General features: G+C 70.8%; 20 protein-coding genes. 4 read left to right on the top strand and 16 right to left on the bottom strand.

Translation table 11 applies throughout. From position 1 onward, the window contains the following. The first annotated feature begins 6 nt into the window (after positions 1–6). Positions 7–1890: a glycoside hydrolase family 15 protein gene (locus ACFV9O_RS18715; RefSeq protein ID WP_385419048.1), complete on the top strand. Its 1884-nt coding sequence runs from the start codon at positions 7–9 to the stop codon at positions 1888–1890. A gap of 12 nt (positions 1891–1902) precedes the next feature. Here the strand turns inward: ACFV9O_RS18715 and ACFV9O_RS18720 are convergent, their stop codons facing one another. The 10 genes from ACFV9O_RS18720 to ACFV9O_RS18765 form a co-directional block, all read right to left on the bottom strand. Next, on the bottom strand, positions 1903–3678 hold the full coding sequence (locus ACFV9O_RS18720; RefSeq protein WP_385419215.1) for a cation:proton antiporter: 1776 nt from the start codon (positions 3676–3678) through the stop codon (positions 1903–1905). A gap of 14 nt (positions 3679–3692) precedes the next feature. Beyond that, positions 3693–4742, bottom strand: coding sequence for a cytochrome d ubiquinol oxidase subunit II (locus ACFV9O_RS18725; RefSeq protein WP_385419050.1), 1050 nt, complete (start codon positions 4740–4742; stop codon positions 3693–3695). Then, positions 4739–6244, bottom strand: a complete 1506-nt coding sequence (locus ACFV9O_RS18730; RefSeq protein WP_385419053.1) for a cytochrome ubiquinol oxidase subunit I — start codon at positions 6242–6244, stop codon at positions 4739–4741. The genes ACFV9O_RS18725 and ACFV9O_RS18730 overlap by 4 nt, the downstream gene beginning before the upstream one ends. A 40-nt stretch (positions 6245–6284) precedes the next feature. Further along, positions 6285–7121: an SDR family oxidoreductase gene (locus ACFV9O_RS18735; RefSeq protein WP_385419056.1), complete on the bottom strand. Its 837-nt coding sequence runs from the start codon at positions 7119–7121 to the stop codon at positions 6285–6287. A gap of 180 nt (positions 7122–7301) precedes the next feature. Next, positions 7302–8900, bottom strand: a complete 1599-nt coding sequence (locus ACFV9O_RS18740; RefSeq protein WP_385419058.1) for a GMC oxidoreductase — start codon at positions 8898–8900, stop codon at positions 7302–7304. Positions 8901–9039: 139 nt separating this feature from the next. Then, on the bottom strand, positions 9040–9954 hold the full coding sequence (locus ACFV9O_RS18745; RefSeq protein ID WP_385419218.1) for a cyclase family protein: 915 nt from the start codon (positions 9952–9954) through the stop codon (positions 9040–9042). Between the two features lie 26 nt (positions 9955–9980). After that, positions 9981–11375 carry a chloride channel protein gene (locus tag ACFV9O_RS18750; RefSeq protein ID WP_385419062.1) on the bottom strand — a complete coding sequence of 465 codons (1395 nt, stop codon included), beginning with the start codon at positions 11373–11375 and terminating at the stop codon, positions 9981–9983. A 260-nt stretch (positions 11376–11635) separates the two neighbouring features. Then, on the bottom strand, positions 11636–11944 hold the full coding sequence (locus ACFV9O_RS18755; RefSeq protein WP_385419065.1) for an SHOCT domain-containing protein: 309 nt from the start codon (positions 11942–11944) through the stop codon (positions 11636–11638). A gap of 62 nt (positions 11945–12006) precedes the next feature. Further along, positions 12007–12471, bottom strand: coding sequence for a DUF6325 family protein (locus tag ACFV9O_RS18760; protein WP_385419067.1), 465 nt, complete (start codon positions 12469–12471; stop codon positions 12007–12009). A 187-nt stretch (positions 12472–12658) separates the two neighbouring features. After that, positions 12659–13384: a GAP family protein gene (locus tag ACFV9O_RS18765; RefSeq protein WP_385419070.1), complete on the bottom strand. Its 726-nt coding sequence runs from the start codon at positions 13382–13384 to the stop codon at positions 12659–12661. 217 nt (positions 13385–13601) lie between these two features. Here ACFV9O_RS18765 and ACFV9O_RS18770 point away from each other — a divergent pair, with 217 nt between their 5' ends. Then, positions 13602–14513: a YhjD/YihY/BrkB family envelope integrity protein gene (locus ACFV9O_RS18770; RefSeq protein ID WP_385419073.1), complete on the top strand. Its 912-nt coding sequence runs from the start codon at positions 13602–13604 to the stop codon at positions 14511–14513. 4 nt (positions 14514–14517) lie between these two features. Here the strand turns inward: ACFV9O_RS18770 and ACFV9O_RS18775 are convergent, their stop codons facing one another. Then, on the bottom strand, positions 14518–15228 hold the full coding sequence (locus ACFV9O_RS18775; protein WP_385419076.1) for a TetR/AcrR family transcriptional regulator C-terminal domain-containing protein: 711 nt from the start codon (positions 15226–15228) through the stop codon (positions 14518–14520). Positions 15229–15391: 163 nt separating this feature from the next. On the opposite strand from ACFV9O_RS18775, the gene ACFV9O_RS18780 reads away from it, so the two are divergent. Next, positions 15392–16090, top strand: coding sequence for a DUF4386 domain-containing protein (locus tag ACFV9O_RS18780; protein WP_385419079.1), 699 nt, complete (start codon positions 15392–15394; stop codon positions 16088–16090). Positions 16091–16187: 97 nt separating this feature from the next. On the opposite strand, the gene ACFV9O_RS18785 is transcribed toward ACFV9O_RS18780, so the two are convergent. The 5 genes from ACFV9O_RS18785 to ACFV9O_RS18805 form a co-directional block, all read right to left on the bottom strand. Further along, positions 16188–17015: an ATP-binding cassette domain-containing protein gene (locus tag ACFV9O_RS18785; RefSeq protein ID WP_385419081.1), complete on the bottom strand. Its 828-nt coding sequence runs from the start codon at positions 17013–17015 to the stop codon at positions 16188–16190. Positions 17016–17133: 118 nt separating this feature from the next. Then, positions 17134–18192, bottom strand: coding sequence for an ABC transporter permease (locus tag ACFV9O_RS18790; protein ID WP_385419083.1), 1059 nt, complete (start codon positions 18190–18192; stop codon positions 17134–17136). Continuing rightward, entirely contained in the window at positions 18189–19202 is a 1014-nt protein-coding gene (locus ACFV9O_RS18795) for a substrate-binding domain-containing protein (RefSeq protein ID WP_385419086.1), read from the bottom strand. The genes ACFV9O_RS18790 and ACFV9O_RS18795 overlap by 4 nt, the downstream gene beginning before the upstream one ends. A gap of 95 nt (positions 19203–19297) precedes the next feature. Continuing rightward, positions 19298–20293, bottom strand: coding sequence for a sugar ABC transporter substrate-binding protein (locus tag ACFV9O_RS18800; RefSeq protein WP_385419088.1), 996 nt, complete (start codon positions 20291–20293; stop codon positions 19298–19300). A gap of 128 nt (positions 20294–20421) precedes the next feature. Next, complete coding sequence (locus ACFV9O_RS18805; RefSeq protein WP_385419220.1) at positions 20422–21141, bottom strand: GntR family transcriptional regulator; 720 nt, start codon at positions 21139–21141, stop codon at positions 20422–20424. 168 nt (positions 21142–21309) lie between these two features. Between ACFV9O_RS18805 and ACFV9O_RS18810 the strand changes: the two genes are divergently transcribed. Continuing rightward, positions 21310–22314, top strand: coding sequence for a Gfo/Idh/MocA family oxidoreductase (locus ACFV9O_RS18810; protein ID WP_385419091.1), 1005 nt, complete (start codon positions 21310–21312; stop codon positions 22312–22314). Positions 22315–22316: the final 2 nt, after the last annotated feature.

The following is a 22316-nucleotide window of genomic DNA, read 5'->3' on the forward strand; positions in this document are numbered from 1 at the left end:
TTCGCGATGAACGATTACCCGCTCGACTACCCCCTCATCGAGGACCACGGTCTCATCGGTGACCTGCAGACCGCAGCACTCGTGACCACGCACGGCACCATCGACTGGTTCTGCTGTCCGCGGTTCGATTCGCCGAGCATTTTCGGTGCGCTGCTGGACCGCACCGAGGGCGGGTACTTCAGAGTCGCACCGGCGGACAAGTCGTACACCAGCAAGCAGTTGTACCTTCCCGATACCGCGGTCCTCGTCACCCGCTTCATGACCGAGGCCGGAGCCGGGGAGGTCGTCGACTTCATGCCGGTGACGGGCAGGACGGCGACGACACGCCATCGCCTGGTCCGACTGCTGCGATGCGTCCGCGGCAGCATCACCTTCGAGGTCGACATCGTTCCGCGGTTCGACTACGGCCGCGCCCCGCACGAGCTGCATGTCACCGAGAGGGGGGCGGTGTTCGTCGCGGACGGCATGGAGCTGACCCTCCACGCCGTCCGCGAGCCCGAGGACGTGCGGCTCGTCACCGACGTCACCAGCGACCGTGACGTGCACGCCAGGCTGACCCTGCAGGCCGGTCAGGAGCGGGGAATCGTCATCGAGTCCTCCGCCGACGGCCCGCCGCGGGAGATCGGGCACGGCGAGTTCCAGCAGCTCTTCGACGACACGGTCGGGTACTGGCGCGGCTGGCTCAGCCAGTCCCGCTACTCCGGCCGCTGGCGGGAGGCGGTGGAGCGCTCGGCCATCACGCTGAAGCTGATGACGTACGCGCCGAGCGGCGCGCTCGTGGCGGCGCCGACCACCGGGCTGCCCGAGCAGCTGGGCGGCGAGCGGAACTGGGACTACCGGTTCACCTGGATCCGTGATGCCTCCTTCTCCGTCTACGCCTTGCTGGGGCTCGGGTTCACCGAGGAGGCGACCGCGTTCATGGTCTGGCTGCACGACCGGGTCCAGGAGACGGCGGGCAACTCCGGCGACACCGGGCCGCTCAACATCATGTACCGCGTCGACGGTTCCTCCGACCTCGTCGAGGAGACCCTGGGCCACTGGGAGGGCTATCAGGGTTCCAGCCCCGTACGCATCGGCAACGGCGCGGCCGACCAGCTCCAGCTCGACATCTACGGCGAGGCGATGGACAGCATCTTCTTCGCCCACGAACGCGGTCTTCAGGTGGGGTACCACGGGTGGAAGTCACTGCACACGATCGTCGACTGGCTCTGTGACAACTGGGACCAGGCCGAGGAGGGCCTGTGGGAGACCCGCGGCGGACGCCAGAACTTCACCTACGGCCGGGTGATGTCCTGGGTCGCCTTCGACCGGGCGCTGCGACTGGCCGCCGCGAGCGGCCGCCCGGCCGCGCTCGCACGCTGGAGCGGTGAGCGGGACAAGATCTACCAACAGGTCTACGAACGCGGCTGGGACGCCGGGCGGCGGGCGTTCGTGCAGCACTACGGCAGCGAGGTGCTCGACTCGTCGCTGCTGCGGATGTCCACCGTGGGCTTCATCACCCCGAGCGATCCGATGTGGACCTCGACCCTGAACGCGATGGACCGGGAGCTGGTGTCGGACAGCCTGGTCTACCGCTACAACCCGGAGGCCTCGCCCGACGGACTGCGAGGCTCCGAAGGCACTTTCTCCCTGTGCACGTTCATCTACGTCGACGCGCTCGCGCGGGCGGGCAGACTGGACCAGTCGCGACTCGTGCTGGAGAAGATGCTGACGTACGCCAATCATCTGGGGCTCTACTCCGAGGAGATCGACCTCACCGGACGCCAGCTCGGCAACTTCCCGCAGGCCTTCACCCATCTCGCCTTCATCGATACGGCCCTCACCCTGGACGCGGCCCTGAACCGGGCACGCGGAAAGACCTCGCCGGTTCCGCCGACCGACGCGGCGTGAGCTCCCGTCGGTTCACGGCTCACGTGTCGCGGCCTCCCCGGGGCCGAGGAGGACGGCCCTGTCACCCGTACCCGGGACGGGCGCCTCGGCCTCGGTGACGGGATCGAGGCGGCCGTCGGCCCGTACGACGAACAGCAGGTCGTGCCCCGGCGGCGGCGCGTCGCCCGGCGCCCCGAGCACGAAGCGCGCGCCCTGCTCGTAGCGGGCGGCCAGGGTGTGCCGGACCAGGTCCCGCCCGAAGAGGATGTCCCGGCCGGTGCGGGTGGCGACGGCACCGGGACTGTCCTCCGGGGGACCGACCCGGTACACCGGGCCGTCGACGCTGTCCCGCACCACGACCGAGATCAGAGCGTTGAAGTCGTCGTCGTCGGTGAGCAGCAGGAGCGCGGTGACGCCCTCGAGCCGCGCCCCGGGGTCGGTGGCCGTCGCCAGTAGTTCGCCCGGGGCCGGCTCGATGCCGGCCTCCCTGATCCGCTCGCGCTGTTCGTCGGACCCCGCCCACATCAGCACGTCGAGCCCGGCGGCCCGCAGACACCGCCCGAGGTCGATGACCCAGGGTTCACCGCCCACCAGAAGCGGCCTGGTGCGTGCCGACCGCATGACCCCGAGCCGCCCGGCGACCGGCCCCGCGGTCAGCCCGTACAGCAGGACCGTTCCGACGATGACCAGGAACGTGATCGGAAGGATCTCGGACGCGCCGGCCAGCCCCTCGTCGGCCAGGGTGGCGGAGAAGGTCGAGGCGGTGGCGGCGGCGACGATGCCGCGCGGGGCCATCCAGCCGATGAACGCCCGCTCCCCTCCGGACAGTCCCGCCCTGTGGGTGGAGAGCCAGGCGATGAGCGGCCGTACCGCCAGTACGAGCAGGGCGATGAGCCCGACGGCGGGCAGAAGCACCGGAGTCACGGACGACGGAGGGACGCCGGCCGAGATGGAGACGAACAGCAGACCGATGATCAGCTGGACCAGGGCCTCGAAGAAGGGCCGCCGGGCGGGTAGTTCGAGGCCCGGGAGGTTGGCGACCGCCATTCCGGCGACGATGGCGGCGATGAGACCCGTGTCGTCGCGCAGGGCGTCGCAGACGGCCGACACCGCTACGATCGTGGCCAGTTGGGCCAGTGTGCCCAGCGTCTCGCCGAGCCCGAGGACGCGCAGGGCGAACCACAGGAGCGCGGCCCCCACCACGCCGCCCGCAAGGCCGATGACCACGCTGAGCATGAACGCGCCGACCCGGAATCCGTGCCCGACCTGGAAGCCGCCGACCATGATCGAGTGGAAGACGAGCGCCCCGAGGATGCCGCCCACCGGGTCGATCAGCGATCCCTCCCAGACCAGGACCCGCCGCACCCGCGCGGAGGGCCGGACGTGGTCGAGCAGCGGACCCACGACCGTCGGTCCCGATACGACGAGGATCACGCCGAGCATCATGGCCGCGGCGAGCGGGACGCCGAACAGCGCGGGACCGGCGGCCATGACCGCCCCCGAGGTGATCAGCGCCCCCAGCAGCAGCAGTCGGAGCACCACCGATCGGGTACCGCCCCTGAGATGACGCAGATCGAGGTCGAGGCCCGCGTCGTAGAGGATCATCGCCACGGAGAGCGTGACCACGGAGGAGAAGTGCTCCGGGATCAGCATGTCCGGATGGACGACATCGGTCAGGGCGCCCGCGGTGAAGCCGGCCGGCAGGAGCACGATCAGGGCGGGGATGCGCAGCCGGCTCGCCAGGATCTGCGAGCCGACGGCGAGCAGCACGGTGAGGGCGATCCCCAGGAGGAACTCGTCGGTGCTCAGCACGGTCCGTCCCGTCAGTCTCCGTCGGCCCGGCGGCCCGTACCGCTCTGCAGGTCGGAGTCGGTCAGCGCCTCCAGTTCGCCGTGGGTGTCCAGCCAGTAGAGGAAGAACACGGCCGGGAAGACGAGGATCACCGCGACGAGGGTGACGAAGGCCAGCCACTTCAGCGTCGTGGGATCGCCCGCCGCTTCCTGCACGGTCAGGGACTTCGGAATCAGGTAAGGGCGCTGGGCGAACCCCCAGGCGAAGACGGCCGCGGCGACCATGCCGACCGCGGTGTAACGCGACCACCGCCCGCTTGCCCGCAGCAGCAGCCATCCCGTGCCGAGGGCGCACACGGCGGCCACCATCGCGAAGGCGAGGCCCGCACCGTGGGTGAGTCCGTGCCAGACATGGGGCGCGTCGCCACGGGTGACGGCGAACGCGGCCACACCGAGCAGGACCACGACGACGAGGGTGCCGAGCGCACGGCGGCGGAAGTAGCCGACGAGGTCGGGTGTGTCGAAGCGTTCGGCGTCGGCGGAGAGGAACACGGCGCCGAGGAACGCGGTCGCGGCGACGGTCAGCAGCCCGAAGAAGATGGACGTCGGGTTGGACCAGGCGTCCGCCGATGCCTCGGTGCCGGGTGCCACCCTGCCGGATGCGATGCCCCCGACGGCGGCGCCGAGGAAGAACGGGGTGAGCAGTGAGGCGATGGCGAACACCGCACCGTAGACCCGCCGTCGGGCCAGCCGCCGGGTGGGCTTGCGCAGCGCGAAACCCGCGCCGCGCAGGACCATGCCGACGGCGGCGAGCGCCAGCGGCAGCCACATCGCCGAGAAGACCGTCTGGAACATCACGGGGAAACCGGTCCACATGACGACGAAGATGAAGATCAGCCAGACGTTGTTGACCTCCCAGACCGGCGCCATGGCGTGGTCGATCAGCCACCGGGGCCGCTTCCCGCGCTCCGCGCCCCCGGCGAACAGGTCCCAGAAGCCGGCTCCGTAGTCCGTGCCACCGGCGCAGGCGTAGGCGGCGACCGCGAGCAGCAGGACGAAGGCGATGAGGCCCGCAAGGGTCATGACCGGCCGTCCTCACCCGGTGCGGGACCCGTGCCCTCGGCGGCGAGGGCACCGCCGTCCGGGGGCTTGGAGCGCGGACCGTACGGGGTGTCGGTCTCCGGCTCCTCCACCAGGTGGCCCTTGGCGCGCTCGGCGTCGGCGAGACGCCAGCGGGTCCGCATCTTGAGCAGCACGGTCAGGAACGCCCCGAAGAGGAGGACATACACGACGATCACCAGACCGAACATGATCCAGAGACTGGTGGACCGGGTGGCCGTCACCGCTTCGGCGACCCGCATGTTCTGGTAGACGATCCAGGGCTGCCGCCCCACCTCGGTCGTGATCCAGCCGCATTCGACGGCGACGACCGAGGCGACACCGGCGCATGCCGCACCGCGGTAGAACCAGCGGTTGGCGGGCATCCGGTGCCCCCTCAGCCGGTACCAGCCGTACCAGAGGGCGAGCAGCACCAGCAGCGAGCCGATCACGGCCATCAGGTCGAAGGCCCAGTGGACGATGGTGGCCTGGGTGGCGTTGGGCCGGTCGGACGCGGGGACGGAGGTCAGCCCGATCACCTTGGTCTTGGGGCTGAACCCGGCGAGGATGGAGTCGAGTTGGGGGATCTTGATGCCACCGGAAATGGTTCCGTCCGGGTGGAGCCGGCCGAACAGGTACTCCGGTACATGGGTGTCGGTCTCCCAGACGATCTCCATCGCGGCGAACTTCACGGGCTGCTTGTGGAAGACGGAGCGGGCGATCGAGTCGCCGAGCACGAACTGGATCGGGCTGACCACCGCCGCGAGCGTGAAGGGGACGGTGAACCCGAGCCGGTGGTAGTGGTCCCTGCGGCCCCTGAGCCAGCCGACCGCGTAGACGCCCGCGACGACGTACCCGGCCGTCACCAGCATGGCCCCGACGAAGTGCCAGTACTCCGGCCCGAACATCGGGGTGAAGATCGCTTTCCAGACGTCGACGTCGACGGGCTTGCCGTTGGAGTCGAGCGTGAAGCCCTGAGGGGTGTTCATCCACGAGTTGGCCGCGAGGATGCCGAACGCCCCGAGCAGCGCGGTCGCCGGCAGCGGCAGCCCGAGGAGGAAGTGGGTCCTCGGCTTCAACCGGCGCCAGCCGTAGAGATAGATGGCGATCAGGACCGATTCGAGGAAGAACGCCCAGCCCTCGATGCCGAATCCGATGCCGAAGACGTCGCCCCACGTACCCATGAGGCCCGGCCAGAGCAGCCCGAACTCGAAGGTGAGAACCGTGCCGGTCACGATGCCGACGGCGAACTGGACCGCCATGACCGCCGACCAGCGGCGGGCGAGCAGCAGCGCGACGGGGTCGTTCGCGCGCAGCCCCCGGTAATGCATGATCAGGGTGATCAGCGGAAGCGCCACCCCCATCGGCACCAGGATGATGTGGGAGGCCAGGGTGAAGGCCATGAGCTCCCTGGCCGGGAGCAGTTGGGCGGGTGCGTCCGACGCCAGCAGGTGGGCGTCCGCGAGGAGCTGGACGGAATGATGCATGCGTGCCTTCGGTGGTCGGGCCGTGCGGAACAGGCGCGCGTCATCCGCCCGTGGCGAATCCGGGGAAGAGGGTCATGCCACCGTCCACGAAGAGGGTGACGCCGACCACGTAGTCCATGAGGTCCGATGCGAGGGCGACGGCGGCCTGGGCGATGTCCTCCGGCTCGCCGACCCGGTCGTACGGAATGAGCCGCAGCAGGTCGCGCTCGGCCTCGGGCGTCGACCAGGCGCTCGTGTTGATCGGCGTCTTGATGGCGCCGGGGCCGATCGCGTTCACCCGGATCTTCTTCGGCGCCAGTTCCTGGGCCAGCGTCTCCATCATCATCTGTACGCCGCCCTTGGAGGAGGCGTAGTTGACGTGGCCCGCCCACGGGATGAGCTGGTGGACCGAGCTCATGCAGATGATCTTCCCCGCGGAGCGTGACACCTCGGGGACGACGCCGCGCCGCAGGAACTCCTTGGTGGCCTCCCGGGCGCACAGGAACTGGCCGGTGAGGTTGACGTCGATGACCTTCTGCCACTGGGCGAGCGTCATCTCGGTGAGCGGCGCGTCGCGCTGGAGGCCCGCGTTGGCCACCATGATGTCGATGGTCCCGAACTCCTGGACCATGCGGTCGACCATGGCGACGACCTGGTCCTCCTGGGAGACGTCGGCCTCGTAGGCGGCGGCATTGACTCCGAGGGACCGGATCTCCTCGACCACCTCGTCAGCGGCCTCCTGGCCGGCCACATAGTTCACGACCACATCGGCACCCGCCCGGCCCAGGCCGATCGCCGTCGCCCTGCCGATGCCGGAGTTCGCGCCGGTGACCAGCGCCTTCTGTCCCTTCAGCAGCGACGGGATCGGGTACGGCGCCGCACCGGCCTGGGTGTTCACAATGCCTCCTTGGTACGTGCCTCGGGTCCGTGCCCCGGATCCTGCGGGCCGTAGCGGTGAAACCGCGCGGGACCCGCGGGCCACCGAACCATCAGGAGGCCCCTGAGAGCGGCATTGCACGCTGCGCATTGGGCCGTTGGACGGTCGTTCTTCCCCCGGTCGGGTCAGCTGCTCAGCCCCTCAGCCCAGCCGCTCCACGATGTGGTCCCCGACGCGCAGGGCGTTCGCGATGGCCGTCAGTGACGGGTTGACCGCCCCGATGCTCGGGAAGAAGCTCGTGTCGACGACGTAGAGGTTGTCGAGGTCGTGGGCCTTGCAGTTGACGTCCAGGGCCGAGCTGCCCGGGTCGTCGCCGAAGCGCACGGTGCCGGCCTGGTGGGCTGTCGCGCCGATGGGCATGCCCTTGTGCAGATAGATGCTGTGCGACAGCAGATGGTGCTCGTGCATGCCCAGGTGGCCGAGCATGCCCTGCAGCTTGTGCCGCAGCCGGTTCAGGCCCTCGATGTTGTTCTTCTCGTCGAGGGCCAGATGGATGCCGCCGTCCTTGTCCAGGGTGACCCGGTTCTCGGGGGCGGGGAGGTCCTCCCCGCACAGCCAGAAGTCGACGGCGTGGTGGGCGAGCACCTCGAAGGGCATGTCCGGTGTCACGGCCCCGGCCCAGCGCGGGACCTCGCCGTGGATCTGCTCCGCGTCCGACTTGCCGAGCATCTGGATGCCGCCCAGCGGATAGTCCCAGTCGTCTGCTCCGAAGTACCAGTCGTGCAGGGCGAGGGTCTTCTGGAACTGGGTGTCGTTGGGCTCCTTGGACACGGCCATGAGCGCCAGGTTGTTGTGCCGCATGTAGTGCCGGCCCACCACGTCCGAGCTGTTGGCCAGCCCGTTGGGGTGCCGGTCGTCGGCCGATGCCAGCAGCAGGACCGCGGAGTTCACGGCGCCGCAGGCGACGACGACGACATCGGCGGAGAAGCGGGCCGGTGATCCCTCACCGTCACCGTCACCGCCACCGAGCCGGGCGACGACGGTGCTGACGCTGCGCCCCGTGGGGTCGGTCTCCAGGCGCACCACATGGGCGTTGGTGATCATCTCGACGTTGGGATGTTCCAGGGCGGGCTCGACGCAGATCACCTGCGCGTCGGACTTGCCGCGCACCAGACAGGGGAAACCGTCGACCCGGTTGCAGCGGATGCAGACGCTGGAGTGGACGGCCCGGCCGTTGGCGTCCTGCCTCAGGTTGACCCCGATGGGCAGATGGAAGGGGTGCAGCCCGCGCTTCTCGAGGTCGTCGCTCAGCTGCTGGATGCGCGGCTCGTGCTCGACGGGCGGGTACGCGTACTGCGCGCTCGCCGGCCCCTCACCGGGGTCCTCCCCGTGCCTGCCGTGCACGAGGTAGAGGTGCTCGGCCTGGGTGTAGTACGGCTCCAGGTCCTCGTAACGGATGGGCCATGCCGGGGAGATGCCTCCGTGGTGGCGCAGTTCGCCGAAGTCCTCGGGGCGCAGCCGGAAGAGGGCGGCCCCGTAGAACTTGGTGTTGCCGCCGACGTAGTAGTTGACCTCCGGGGGGAAGGAGTTGCCGTGCTTGTCGTACCAGAACTCGGGGGCCCGGTACTTGCCCTTGACGAAGACGGCCGTGGAGTCCCAGTTGTCCCGCTCCCGGGGGAGGTAGTCGCCGCGTTCGAGAATGAGGACGCGTTTCCCCGACGGGGCGAGGCGATGGGCGAGAGTGCCTCCGCCCGCGCCGGTGCCGATGATGATGACGTCGTAGTGAGAGAAGTCGTTCACAGCGGTCACCGTCCTCGCGGTTCTGGCCTGTAGATCGAACGTATCGGTGGATCGGGCAGGCGGCGACCGGGCGGGCCACGCGCTCGGCGAGGCCGCTGCGGTGCGGTCGGCGGTGCGGGCCGGAAGCGCAGGACGGCGGTCACAGGACGGCGATCGGATTCACGGGAGAACCGGTGGCCGACGGGAGCCGCAGGGGCGCGACCACGCACAGGAAGCTCCAGCGGCCCTCCTGTTCACAGGCCGGAGCCAGCTCCTCGAACTGCAGATAGTCCATGAGATGCAGCCCCATCGCATGGATGGTCAGGACATGGACGGGGAAGGCGACTCCTTCCACCGCGCTCGGAGCGGTGTCGTTGTTGCCGTCGCCGCCCAGCACGGACACGCGGCGTTCCGCCAGGAACTCCACCGCCGCCGGGTGGAGGCCCGCGCGGGCCTGTGCGGCGTCCCAGGCCCCGCGCTCCCGGCGCCGGCGGCGGTGGCCGACCCGTACGAGCAGCAGGTCCCCGGCGCCGACGCGGACACCCTGGGCGGTCTCGGCCGCGGCCAGGTCGTCCGCGGTGACGTGGTCGCCCGGCTCCAGCCAGGGCACGCCCCGCAGCCGGGGGATGTCCAGGAGCACCCCGCGCCCCACGATGCCGTCCCGGACCACGTCGACGGACAGGGCGGTGGCGCCGTCCGGTGTCACGCTGCCGGCCGGCACCCCGTTGTAGAGCTCGCCGTCGTACAGCACATGGCACAGCGCGTCGAGATGGCTGTCCGCGTCCCCGTGCACGTTCATGGTGAAGCGGTCGCGGGCGAAGTGCAGGCCGTCGGCGCCGATCTCCTCGGGTGCGGGGCCCGTCATCCGGTGGCCGGCGGGCTCCGGGTTGTCCGGGCCCGCCGCCGTCTCCACCGGTGCGGCAAGGGACACCGTGCGCCCGGACCTGACCTCACGTGCGGCCGCGGCGACCCGCTCCGGGGTGAGGTGCTTCAGCGCGCCACGCCCGTCGTCCCCGCCCTGCCGTGCCTCCTCGCGCAGCCGCTCGTACAGGGTCCGGAACGCCTCGGGCGTCATGCGCGCGCCCGCCGCGGTGCCGGCGTTCACGGGGCCTGCCTCTGCGGGGTACGGACCGCGGCGGGCCGGTCCGGCTCCCCCGCTGCCGGAATCCCGGGGCCGGGCGGCAGCAGCTCCGTGGTGATGAAGGAGACCACGGCCGCGATGATCACGACGGGGATCATGGCGCTGCTGCCGAGGAGCAGCACCACGAGCACCACGCTGCTCACCGGTAGCCGGAGCGCGGCGGCGGCCGCGGCCGCCATGCCGCCGGCCAGGCCGGGACCGACGCCGAGGCCCGGCAAGGGGGCCAGCAGGACGCCCGTCGCGGCTCCGATGAACAGGGCGGGGAAGATGGGACCGCCGCGCAGGCTGCCCAGACAGAGGGCGTACGCGGCGCTCTTGAACGCGAGGACGGCGATCAGCGCCCCGACGCTCCAGGCGTGCGGGTCCGCCGCCAACTGCTCCAGCGTGTCCTGGCCCGACGAGGCGACGTCCACGGGTGTGCGGCCGGTGACGGCGGTGTACAGGGCCGCGCAGGCACCGGCGGCCAGGGCGCAGGCGACCGTGGCGGCGAGCGGCCGCGCCGCCACGAAAGCGGCCGCCAGCCGTCCCCCGGCCAGGACCAGGTGCACGAGGGTGCCGATGACGACGGCCATGAGCAGCGTCCAGCCCACGTCGCCGAGGTCCAGGTGCGGGGGCGGCCCGGACGGCTTCACGCTGAGACTGCCGGTCTCCAGACCGGTCCAGCGGCCGAAGCCCGTGAACACCAGGGAGCCCACCCCGCTGGAGAGCAGTGCGGGGAGCATGACCGCGAACAGCTGCGGGCCGCCCACCCCGGCCACCTCCATCAGCAGTACGGCGCCGACCAGCGGGTTGCCGAAGATCGCGGAGATGGCCGCCGCGGCACCGGCCGCCCCGAGGAGCGCCGTGCTCTGCGGGGTCGCGGGCGCCCTGGTGAGCTCCCTGAACAGCAGGGCGAGACCACCACCGAGGGCGATCAGTGGCGCCTCGGGTCCCAGGGCCGCGCCGAGCGGCAGGCTCGCCACCGCGGCGATGATCACTCCGGGCAGCGCCTTCGACGTGGCTCCGCCCGAGTGCAGCCCGTACGCGGGGACATGGCCCCCGGCGCCGGGGAGACGGAGGACGACCAGGGCGACGACGGCTCCGGCCACCGGGAGCAGCACCAGCGGCCACCACCAGGGGGGTGTGGACATGCCGAGCTTCTCCGGCAGGGTCGCCCACATCAGGTGCTCCAGCTGGTGCAGGGCGACGAGGAACCAGAAAGCGGCGAGCGACACCGGAATGCCGATCAGGGCGCAGAAAACGAGCGCCTTGCGGTAAGCCGGGTTGCGCAGCATGTCGCGCAGCCGGTCCGCCTCCTCGGGCTGAGCTCCGACGCCTGCTGTGGCGGCCCGCGGCCTCGGCTCCGGCTGTGTCATGGGGGCGTCCCTTCACGGCCCCCCATGCGGTGCCGGCCGCAGGCCCGTGGCCGGCCTGCCCCGGGTCGTCGGCGACAGCCCGTCCGCCGGGCGGGCCGAGGACGGTCTCACTCCCCGCGGGCAGGCGACCGCGGGGCGGCTCTCCCGCCTGCGTGTGGCGATGGTTCTCCCGTGGGCCGTCCGGTCCGGGGCAGGCTCCTGCGTGGGCCGTCCCGATTCCCCCCGGCCGTGGTGCCGGCCGTCGGGGTCGGCCGAAGACCTCAGCCGAGGACCTTCTTCTTCTCGGCGGCGAACTCCTCTTCGCTCAGAATCCCCTGAGCCTTCAGCTCACCGAGCTCCTTCAGCTTGTCGATCTTGGCGTTCATCTCGTCGACGGGCGCGGTCGCCGGTCCCGGCGGCGGCGCGGCGGGCGGGGGGGTCGGGGGCGCGGACGGCTGCTGACTCGCCTGCGCTTGCTCGTCCTGTTGCGCCCAGCGGCCCGCCTGCCGGCGCGACACACGGTTGGACACGGCGGTGGCCGTTCCGGCCACGACGGCGGTACGGGCGACGCGGCGAATGAGGCGGGGCATGGTGACCTCCTGGGGTGTGAGGAGTGCGGAACGGCCGGGGCGTCCGGCCCGGCTCGCCCGGCTCAGGCCGCCGACGTTCCCTGGGGCTGTGAGCCCTCGACCTCGTCCAGCGAGGCGAGCAGGGCCTGCACCGGGATCCGCCCGCCCGCCACCATCTGGGCGCCACTGCGTCGCAGGGCCCTGGCCAGCGGGGCGGCCCAGGTGTTCTCGTACAGGAGGATCGCGGCGGAGTTGCCCGGTTCGACGGCCGCTCCGGCCTCATCGACGTCGTCCCGTCCGAGCAGGCCCGAGGACGCGCCTTCGAAGACTGTCAGGTCCAGTTCTCCGTCACCCGTCACATCGGACAGTTCGAGGACCGTGACGGTTCCGTCGGTGTCCTTGCGTACGAAGAGAAGATCGAGAATGCGGACGACGTGTCGGTCCACCAGGTCGAGGAGCAAGGGGAAGGCCTCGCCCGTCATACGGTTGCCGGGAAACTCCAGGACCAGGTAGTCGACAGGTCCCATCTCTTCGAAGTCATCGCTCATGACCACTCCTCGCGAGCGCATAGGCGGTCCGGGGCGGCTCGGTGGCCATGACGCGGCCTGTCATCGGGCGTGTGTCCTCGGGCGGCGGCCCCTGTAAGCCATTGCAGCACTCGGCGGAGTGCTTCGCACCTTTGGGCGATCCGTCCGCAGGAGGTCCGCCCGACCGGATCGCGAGCCGGGTGCCGGGTCAACTCGTCAGCTGGTAGATGCTGTTGCCGGTGAGCCACAGCCCCAGGATCAGGCAGCCGAAGACGATCGCCGGTTCCTCGTGCCGCTCCAGCCAGTCGCGCATGGCCCTCAGCCTGGCCCCCGCAGCCTCGGGTGCGAACACCATGTACAGCTCGGCCGCGAGCAGGCTGGCGGTGGCGAGCAGGCAGAAGCCGAACAGGGCCAGGTACGTCTCCACATGGGAGAGATCGGCGTGGAGGACGACCGTGGCGGCGGCGGCGACCAGACCCCAGGGCTGCAGGAAGACCGCGATGCCCGCCACCGACCACGGGGACGCCCGGTCCAACCGCTCGGCCATGGCCGATGTCTGGTCGTCGGGATGCTTGTCGGGTTGCTGATGGGGGTGCCGTGCGGCGTGCTGTGCCGGGTGCTGCGCGGCACGGTGCTTGTGGGCCGGCGCACCGTGCCGCCGTCGCCTGCGGGCACCGTAATAGACCAGGCCGACACCGATGGCCAGCCTGACCGCGAGTCCGGTGGTGGACGGCGGCGACCTGGGTGGTGGCGGCGTGCCCCCGGTGAACAGCAGGACCAGGGCGATCACCGTGACGAGGCAGGCGAGCCAGGCCAGGATGAAGACCAGCCCCTTCCAGATCCCCTTGCGCGCCGACAGGACCAGCACGAAGGCCATGATGGGCAGCGGGTCGAGGGTGATGCCGACGGCGATGAGGAGCAGGTCGAGGACCATGACGCTCCCTCTGCGAGGTTCCGTTCTGCAAGGGTCCGTCAATCGTCGCCCTGGATGACGAACCCCCGCAAACAGAGCGGCGTCGTCCGAGATGCCCCTGCGGACCCGGTCCCCCACCCTGGACGCAGGGAAGGAGCAACGCCATGAGGACTTCCGGACGGGCACCGTCGGCCGTGAGCGGCGCTTCGCATCCCCCAGGTGCCGTCCCGGTCCGCTGATGCAGCCCTCTCCCACCGGACCAGGACCCGGAGCCGCGCGGCGCCGCCCCGCGTTCCTCGGCGCGTCGTGGTGGAAGTCACGGTTCGCCGCACAACGGGCTGCCGTGGAGTCCCTGGCCACCCGCACCGAGGCGCGCTTCCCGGTCGTCACGCATCTGACGACCCATATGGTCACGGTGAACATCCTCGACTCCGCGACCCGGTTGGCCGCGCAGTGCTTCCTGACCGCCATCCCTCTCCTGTTCGTCGTCGGCTCCTTCGCCCCGACGGCAGTACAGGACCAGCTGATCAGCTCCCTGAAGGCGGTGTTCGGGCTGAGCGGCGCGGCCGAGGAGCAGTTGCAGCATGTGTACCGGTCCACCGAAGGCAATCTGCGGGAGACGACCGGCGTGGTCGGCGCGCTGATTGTGCTGCTGTCCGCGACCGCCGTCAGCCGGGCCATGCAGCGACTGTGCAAGCGGGCCTGGGGGATCCCGAGGTCCGGGGTCAAGATCGCTCCTTGGCGCTGGCTCGCCTGGATCGCCGTGTGGCTGACCGTGCTGATCGTGCAGGCGCCCGTACGCAACGGCTTCGGCGCCGGTCTGTGGCTGGCCGTACCGGTCACGGCCCTGATGCAGACACTGCTGTGGTGGTGGACCCAGCATCTGCTGCTCGGCGGCCTCCTCCCCTGGCTGCCGCTGCTGCCCGGCGCGGTGCTCACGGGTGCGGCCGTCACCGCGCTGTCGATCGGCAGCCGCTACTACATGCCCATCGCGCTCAACCGCAGCCTGGCCGAGTACGGGCCTCTCGGCTCGGTCTTCACGATCCTGTCCTGGCTGATCGTGACGTGCGCGGCGGTCGCCGTCGGCATCACGGCGGGCGCCGTTCTGGCCAAGGAACCCTGGCCGGCCCGCCGGCTCGGCACACCCTGAGCGCCTATGGTGCGTCCGGGGCGGAGGTCCAGCCTTGGCGGTGGAGTCGTTCGAAGCCGTCCAGGAGCAGGTCCAGCGCGAACTCGAACTCGAACTGGTCGTCGCAGCCCCCGCCGACGACCGAGCCCGTGTCGTGGGCGGCCGCCGCGGCGATCTCCGCGACGCGCGGGTACGCCCCGGCCGCGTCCGGTGCCGTCCCTCCTGCCGCGCCCGTCGGGGCCGTCGGGGCCGCGGCCCCGCCGCCGTCGAACAGTTCCTGGGAGAAGCCCAGCAGGCGGCTGCCCAACGCGTGCATCACATGGTGGGTGAGGTCCGCGGAGAGGCCGCCGTCCCGGAACGTGCCGATCACGGAGTCCAGGTACGCCAGCACGGCGGGCGTCGGCCCGGTCCGCGACTCGATCACGCGCGCCGCCCAACGATGGCGCAGCAGCACGCGTCGGGCGGAGAGGATCCGCTGCCGCACGGAGCTCTTCCAGTCCGCTCCTGCCGCCGGCGGATCGATCTCGCCGACGACCACGTCCACCATGCCGTCCAGGAGCTCTTCCTTGTTGGCCACGTGCTTGTAGAGCGCCATCGGGACCACCCCGAGCTCCTGGGCGAGCCTGCGCATGCTGAAGGCCTCTGCTCCGGTCTCGTCGGCCAGCGCGACGGCGGCGCGCAGTACCCGCTCCCTGCTCAGGGGGGCGCGGGCGCCGGCCCTCCGCTGCTGAGTCATCCGCCCTGCTTCCTTTCCCTCGTGATGGTTCGTGACGGCATCGCCTTGACGAGTGTACGCCGTACACCTAGGGTGGCCGTCGGAGTCGTGGTGTACGGCGTACACCTCGTGGGATGCGGGGAGAGGGGAAGTCCCGGTGGACTCGACGAGAAGGACCGCGGCGGTGACAGGGGCGCTGTTCCTGGTGACCGGGATCGCCGCGATGGCCGGTCTGGCGCTGTACCGCCCCGCCCTCGGCGGCGCGGATTACGTGGTCGGGCCCGGCGCTGACCATCGCGTGCTGCTGGGGGCGATGTGCGAGGTGGTGCTGCTCGCGGCGGTGGTCGGCACCGGGGTCGCGTTGTTCCCGGTCGTCAGGAGACGGCACGAGGCGCTGGCGCTCGGCTACGTGTGCGGCCGCCTGCTCGAAGCCGCCGTGATCACCGTCGGCATCGTCAGCCTGCTGGCGGTGGTGAGCCTGCGCCAGGACCTGGCGGGTGCCCCGGACGCCGGCACCGCCCCCTTCGAAGCCGCCGCCACGGCCCTGGCCGCGGTCCACGACTGGACCTTCCTGCTCGGCCCCAACATGGTCCTGGGCGCGAACACCCTGGTACTGGCGTACGCGATGCACCGCTCGAGGCTGGTGCCCCGGCCGATCGCCGTGCTGGGCCTGGTGGGCGGCGCGGTGATCTGCGCCTCGGCGGTCGCCGTGCTGTTCGGGCTCTACCCGCAGCTGTCCGCCGCCGGATCGGCCGCCGCGCTCCCGGTGTTCGCCTGGGAGGTGACCCTGGCCGTCCGGCTGCTGGCGCGCGGCTTCGAACCCGCCCCCGCCGTGAACGCGCCGGCGGGGGATTCGGTCGTTCAGGAGCCACAACCGCGCTGAGCACGCGTTCCGACGTTCCTCACGGTCCAGGGACCACGACGGCCGGACGGGTGCCTCCCGTTGCCCGGCATGATCGGCGCGATGCCCCCGGGGGCGCCTAGGTCCTGTCCTCCAGGTCGTGACCGCCGATGTGGCGGGGCGCCGGGGCCCGTTCCAGTTCGTGGCGCAGGTCGTCGAGTTCGCTGCCGCCGGCCATCTGGCGGGTGAGCTCGTCCAGGGTGATCTCGGACTTGGTGTGGCTGCCGGACATGCTGCCGCGCTTGAGCAGCACGAACCGGTCGCCGACGAGATAGGCGTGATGGGGATTGTGGGTGATGAGCACCACGCCGAGCCCCGCGTCGCGTGCGGCCGCCACGTACTTCAGGACGACGCCGGACTGCTTGACGCCGAGCGCCGCCGTGGGCTCGTCGAGGACCAGCACCTTGGCGCCGAAGTAGACGGCCCTGGCGATCGCGACGCACTGCCGCTCGCCACCGGACAGGGTGCCGATGGGCTGGTCGACATCGCGCAGGTCGATGCCCATGCGCAGCAGCTCGGAGCGGGTGGTCTCGCGCATCAGCGGGACGTCGAGGCGCTTGAAGGGGCCGCTGCCCCTCGTGGGCTCGGAGCCGAGGAAGAAGTTCCGCCAGACCGGCATGAGCGGTACGACGGCGAGGTCCTGGTAGACGGTGGCGATCCCCCGGTCGAGGGCTTCGCGGGGCGAGGAGAGCGCGACCTCCTCCCCCTCGATCGAGAAGGTGCCCGCGTCGTGCTGGTGGAGCCCCGCGATGATCTTGATGAGGGTGGACTTCCCCGCACCGTTGTCCCCGAGGACACAACTGATCTCGCCGGCGTGGACTTCGAGGGACACGCCTTCGAGCGCGCGGATGTTTCCGTAGTACTTGCTGACGTTGCCGAGCTCTACGAGAGCAGTCCTGTCGGTCACTGTGTCTCCCTGTTCTCCCCCAGAGCCTTCGGCCTGGGGGCACCCCCGTCTCCGCCCACGCGGCGCGGAGGTGCGGGCATCGTCGCTGTCTGCGGCCCGGCTGCCGCGCGTGCGTCGCTCACGACGTCGCCTCCGCGCGCTTGCGGACCCATGCGTTGAGCAGGGTGGCCAGGAGGAGCATCGCTCCGAGGAAGAACTTGAACCAGTCCGGGTTCCACTCCGCGTACACGATGCCCTTGCTCGTCATGCCGAAGATGAAGGCACCGACCGCGGACCCGATCGCCGAGCCGTAGCCGCCGGTGATCAGGCAGCCGCCGATGACGGCCGCGATGATGTAGATCAGCTCGTTGCCGACGCCCTCGCCGGACTGGACGACGTCGAACGAGAACAGCAGGTGCTGTCCCGAGATCCAGGCGCAGAACGCCACGCCCATGTACAGGCCGATCTTGGTCCTGGCCACCGGCACACCGACCGCGCGGGCGGCGTCGGCACCGCCGCCCGCCGCGAAGATCCAGTTGCCGAAGCGGGTGCGCAGCAGGATCCACGTGGCGAGGGCGACGAGCCCGATCCACCACAGGATGGTCACCTTGAGATCGACGTCGCCGATCGTGAGCTGCGAGGCGAAGAGGGCCTTGGCGGCCCCGAAGCCCTCCATGTCGGCGATGGTCTTGGTCGACACCGTGCCGCTGATCAGCTTGGTGAAGCCCAGATTGAGGCCGGTGAGCATCAGGAACGTGCCGAGCGTGATGATGAAGCTCGGCAGCTTCGTCCGTGTCAGCATCACGCCGTTGAAGGCGCCGATGGCGAGCGTCACCAGCAGGGACACCAGGACGCCGACCCAGACGTTCGCCGTCATCTGGTAGCTGAACATCGAGGAGATCAGCGCGGAGCTGGTCACCAGCACACCGGCGGAGAGGTCGAACTCGCCGCCGATCATCAGCAGGGCGACCGGGACGGCCATGATGCCGATCGTGGACGCCGCGTACAGGACCGTGCCGAGGCTGGACGCCTGCAGGAAGCTGTCGGCGACGATCGAGAAGAAGACGAAGACGGCCGCGGCACCGACGACGGACCCGAGCTCGGGCCGGCCGAGGACCTTCTTCAGCGGCGAGGTGCGCAGCAGCCGTTCGTCGGTCCCGTCCCTCTTGTCGTGCGCGGCTGGTGCGGTCGCGGTCATCGGGTCCCCCGCTCCGTGAAGTCCTGCAGTTCGGCGGCGTCCTTCTCGGTGATGATCTGCGGTCCGGTGAGGACGGGCCGCCCGCCGCCGAGCTCATCGGCGTTGTAGCGGTACAGCCACAGCAGATCGACGGCCTCGTAGCCCTGGAGATACGGCTGCTGGTCGACGGCGAAGCCGAGCTTCCCGGCCCGCAGCGACCCGGCCACCTTGGCGTTCAGGTCGAAGGTGTCGACCTCGGCCTTGCTCTCCGCGCTCTGCCTGGCCTGGACGGCGGCGTCCGCGAAGGGCGCGCCGAGGGTGACGACCGCGTCGATGGACCTGTCGGTCTGGAGCTTCGCCTCGATGGACGCCTGGACATCGGGCATGTTGGTGCCGTCGACGTACAGGTTCTCCATCGTCCCGTCGAAGGTCTTCTTCGCTCCGGCGCAGCGCTGCTCGTGGCCGACGTTGCCCTGCTCGTGCAGCACGCACAGGGCCTTCTTGCGGCCGCGCTTGTCGAGTTCGTCGCCGACGGCCTCGCCGGCGACGGTCTCGTCCTGGCCGATGTGGGTGAGCGCGCCGAAGGCCTTGGACTGCTCGCTGCCGGAGTTCACGGTGATCACCGGGATGCCGGCCCGGGTGGCCTTGGCGACGACGGCCTTCATCGCGTCGGGCTTGGCGAGCGTGACGATGAGCCCGTCGACCTTCTTGTCGATGTACGAGTCGACGAGCTGGGCCTGCTGCTGGCCCTCGTCGCTGTTGGCGTACAGGAAGTTGATGTTGTCCTTGGCGGCGGCCTGCTTCGCACCCGCCTGGACGATGTCCCAGAAGGTGTCGCCCGCGCCGGAGTGGGTGACCATGGCGAAGGTCCAGCGGGGCGTGGTGACGGCGGCGCGGCCCTCGGCGGCCGCCGCCTTACTGGCGTCCTCGGCGCGCTTGCCGCCGGTCGCGCTGCACCCCGCGAGGGAGGCGCCGAGCACCGCCGCCAGCACCGCGCCGATCGCACGTACTCCTGTCCGAACCCTTGCCACGACGCCGTGCCCCTCTTGCTCCGCTTGTTGAACTCCGGGGTAAGTATCCCTGAGCGCGACCGCGGGACCGATCGGCGGGTACGTCATGACGCAGGTCACCGGGTGCCGGCGTCGGTGAGCTTCTCGAGGGCGGGTACGTCCTTCTCGGTCACCAGGGCGGGTCCCGTGAGCACCGGCTTGCCGCCGCCGATGACGTTGCCGTTGGTCCTGTTGAGCCACAGCTCGTCGACGGCGAGGTAGCCCTGGAGGTAGGGCTGCTGGTCGACGGCGAAGCCGACCTCCTTGGCCTTGAGGCGCTTGACGACCTCGGCGTTGAGGTCGAAGGTGTTGATCTCCGCCGCGGAGCCGGCACCCTGCCTGGCCTGGACGGATGCGGCGGCGAACGGGGCGCCGAGCGTCACGATCGCGTCGATGTCCTTGGCGCTCTGCAGCTTCGCCTCGATGGAGGAGGTGGTGGCGGGCATGTTGGTGCCTTCGACGTTGAGGTTCTCGACGGTGCCCTCGAAGGTCTTCTTCACGCCCGCGCAGCGGTCCTCGAGCGAGACGTTGCCCTGCTCGTGGATGACGCAGACCGCCTTCTTCTTCCCGCGCTTGTTGAGCTCCTCGCCGACGGCCTCGCCGGCCACCGACTCGTCCTGGCCGATATGGCTGAGCGCGCCGACCTCGGCCGAGAACTGTCCGCCGGAGTTGATGGTGACGACGGGTATCCCGGCCGCGACCGCCTTCTTGACGACGTCCTTGACGGCCTCGGGCTTGGCGAGGGTGACGACGATGCCGTCGACCTCCTGGTCGATGTACGTCTGGACGAGCTGGGCCTGCTCCTTGCCCTCCTTGTTCGCGGCGTAGAGGAACTCCACGTTGTCCTTGGCCGCCGCGTCCTTGGCGCCGCGCTGGACGATGTCCCAGAAGGTGTCGCCCTCGCCGGAGTGGGTCACCATGGCGATCTTCAGCCGCTCGGTCGTGGCGGGCTTGCCGCCGCCTCCCCCGCTCTCGGGCTTCTCCTCGGAGTCCTTGCCGCCGGAGCTGCTGCATCCGGTCACGGCGAGTGCGAGTGCGGCGAGCAGGACTGCTGCCGTGCGGGGTGTACGCATGGTGGGTCCGCCTTCTCTCCCGGCCGCCCGATTGCGGCTGGGTGAGTTTTTACGTTGGCGGCGCGACCCCGTCAATACTTTGTCCGAACATTCTTACGCGGAAGCTCGCAGCGACCCTCGCCGCGGCCCTACGGCCGCACGAGGAGCTGGAACTCGAAGGCGTACCGCGACGCCCGGTAGACGTGCGATCCGAACTCGACGGCCCGCCCGGTGTCGTCGAAGGTGGTGCGCTGCATGGTCAGCAGCGGCGCGCCCGGCTCCTCGCCCAGCTGCTCGGCCTCGTCGGCGGTGGCGGCGCGCGCACCGACCGACTGCCGGGCGCTGTGCAGCGTGATGCCCGCGGCCCGCATCATCCGGTACAGCCCGGTGGATTCCAGTTGCTCGTCGTCCAGGGGCAGCAGTCCGGCGGGCAGATGGTTGCGCAGATGCGCCATCGGCTCGCCGTGCGCGTACCGCAGCCGCTCGACCAGGTGGACGTCGCCGCCCTCCGGCACCCCGAGCGCGGCGGCGACCTCCGCGGTCGCGGGCTCGACGGCGTTCCGCAGCACGCGGGTGGCCGGGCGCTGGCCCGCGGCCTCCAGGTCGTCGTAGAGGCTGCTCAGCTCGAGCGGCCGCTTGACCTGGCTGTGCACGACCTGGGTGCCCACGCCCCGGCGGCGCACCAGCAGCCCTTTGTCGACGAGCGACTGGATGGCCTGCCGGACGGTGGGCCGGGACAGGCCGAGCCGGCCGGCCAGCTCGATCTCGTTGCCGAGCAGGCTGCCCGGGGTGAGCGTGCCCTGCTCGATGGCCGCCTCCAGCTGCTGGGAGAGCTGGAAGTACAGCGGGACCGGGCTGGTGCGGTCCACGCCGAGCTGGAGCGAAACGGTGGCGTCCGGCGTGTCTCTCGTCGTGTCTCTGGGCTGCTTGGGCACGCTGCGAGCGTAGTCGCAGGGCCCTGTTGACCGGAAGTTGTGGCGTCCGATTGTCAGGACAAATGCTTGACATGGCCGTGGGGCGGACTCCACCTTGGGGCCATGCGCATCGGACTCATCGGAACCGGACGAATCGGCGCCTTTCACGCGGGCGTCCTCAGCCGCCACCGCGAGGTCGGCTCCCTGGTGGTCGCGGACACCGACGCCCAGCGGTCGCGCGAGGTCGCCGACCGTATCGGCGCCACCGCGGCACCCTCCGTCGACGAGGTCTTCACCTGGGGCGTCGACGCCGTCGTCATCGCCTCCGCCACCGCCGCACACGCCGACCTGATCGGCCGGGCCGCCCGCGCCGGGCTGCCCGCCTTCTGCGAGAAGCCGATCGCCCTCGACCTGCCCGGGACCCTGGGCGCCCTGCGCGAGGTCGACAGCGCGGGCACCGTCCTCCAGCTCGGCTTCATGCGCCGCTTCGACGCGGGGTACGGCGTGGCACGGGAGCTGGTGCGCTCCGGCCGCCTCGGCCGGCTCCACACCGTACGGTCCATCACCGCGGACCCGGCTCCGCCGCCCGCCGCCTATCTGCCGCTGTCCGGCGGTCTCTACCGCGACTGTCTGGTCCATGACTTCGACATCCTGCGCTGGATCACGGGCCGCGAGATCGTCGAGGTGTACGCCACCGGCTCGGACGCGGGGCCCGCCATGTTCCGGGAGGCGGGCGACGTCGACACCGCGGCGGCGGTGCTCACGCTGGACGACGGGACGCTGGCCTCCGCGACGGCGACGCGCTGCAACGGCGCGGGCTACGACGTGCGCATGGAGCTGTGCGGCGAGTCCGACACGGTCGCCGTCGGCCTCGACGACCGTACGCCGATCACCTCCACCGAACCGCAGGGCCCGCCCCCGTGCGACAAGCCCTGGCCCGGTTTCCTGGAGCGCTTCGCCCCGGCGTACGAGGCCGAGCTGGACGCCTTCATCCAGGTCGCCGCGGGTGAACTGGCCAACCCGTGCGACGGCCGCGAGGCGCTGGAGGCGCTGCGCGTGGCGGAGGCCTGCGAACTGTCCCGGCGGGAGCGCAGACTCGTACGGATCGAGGAGATCCCGGGGCTGTAGAG

It is taken from the genome of Streptomyces sp. NPDC059909 (assembly GCF_042730885.1).
Taxonomy (GTDB): domain Bacteria; phylum Actinomycetota; class Actinomycetes; order Streptomycetales; family Streptomycetaceae; genus Streptomyces.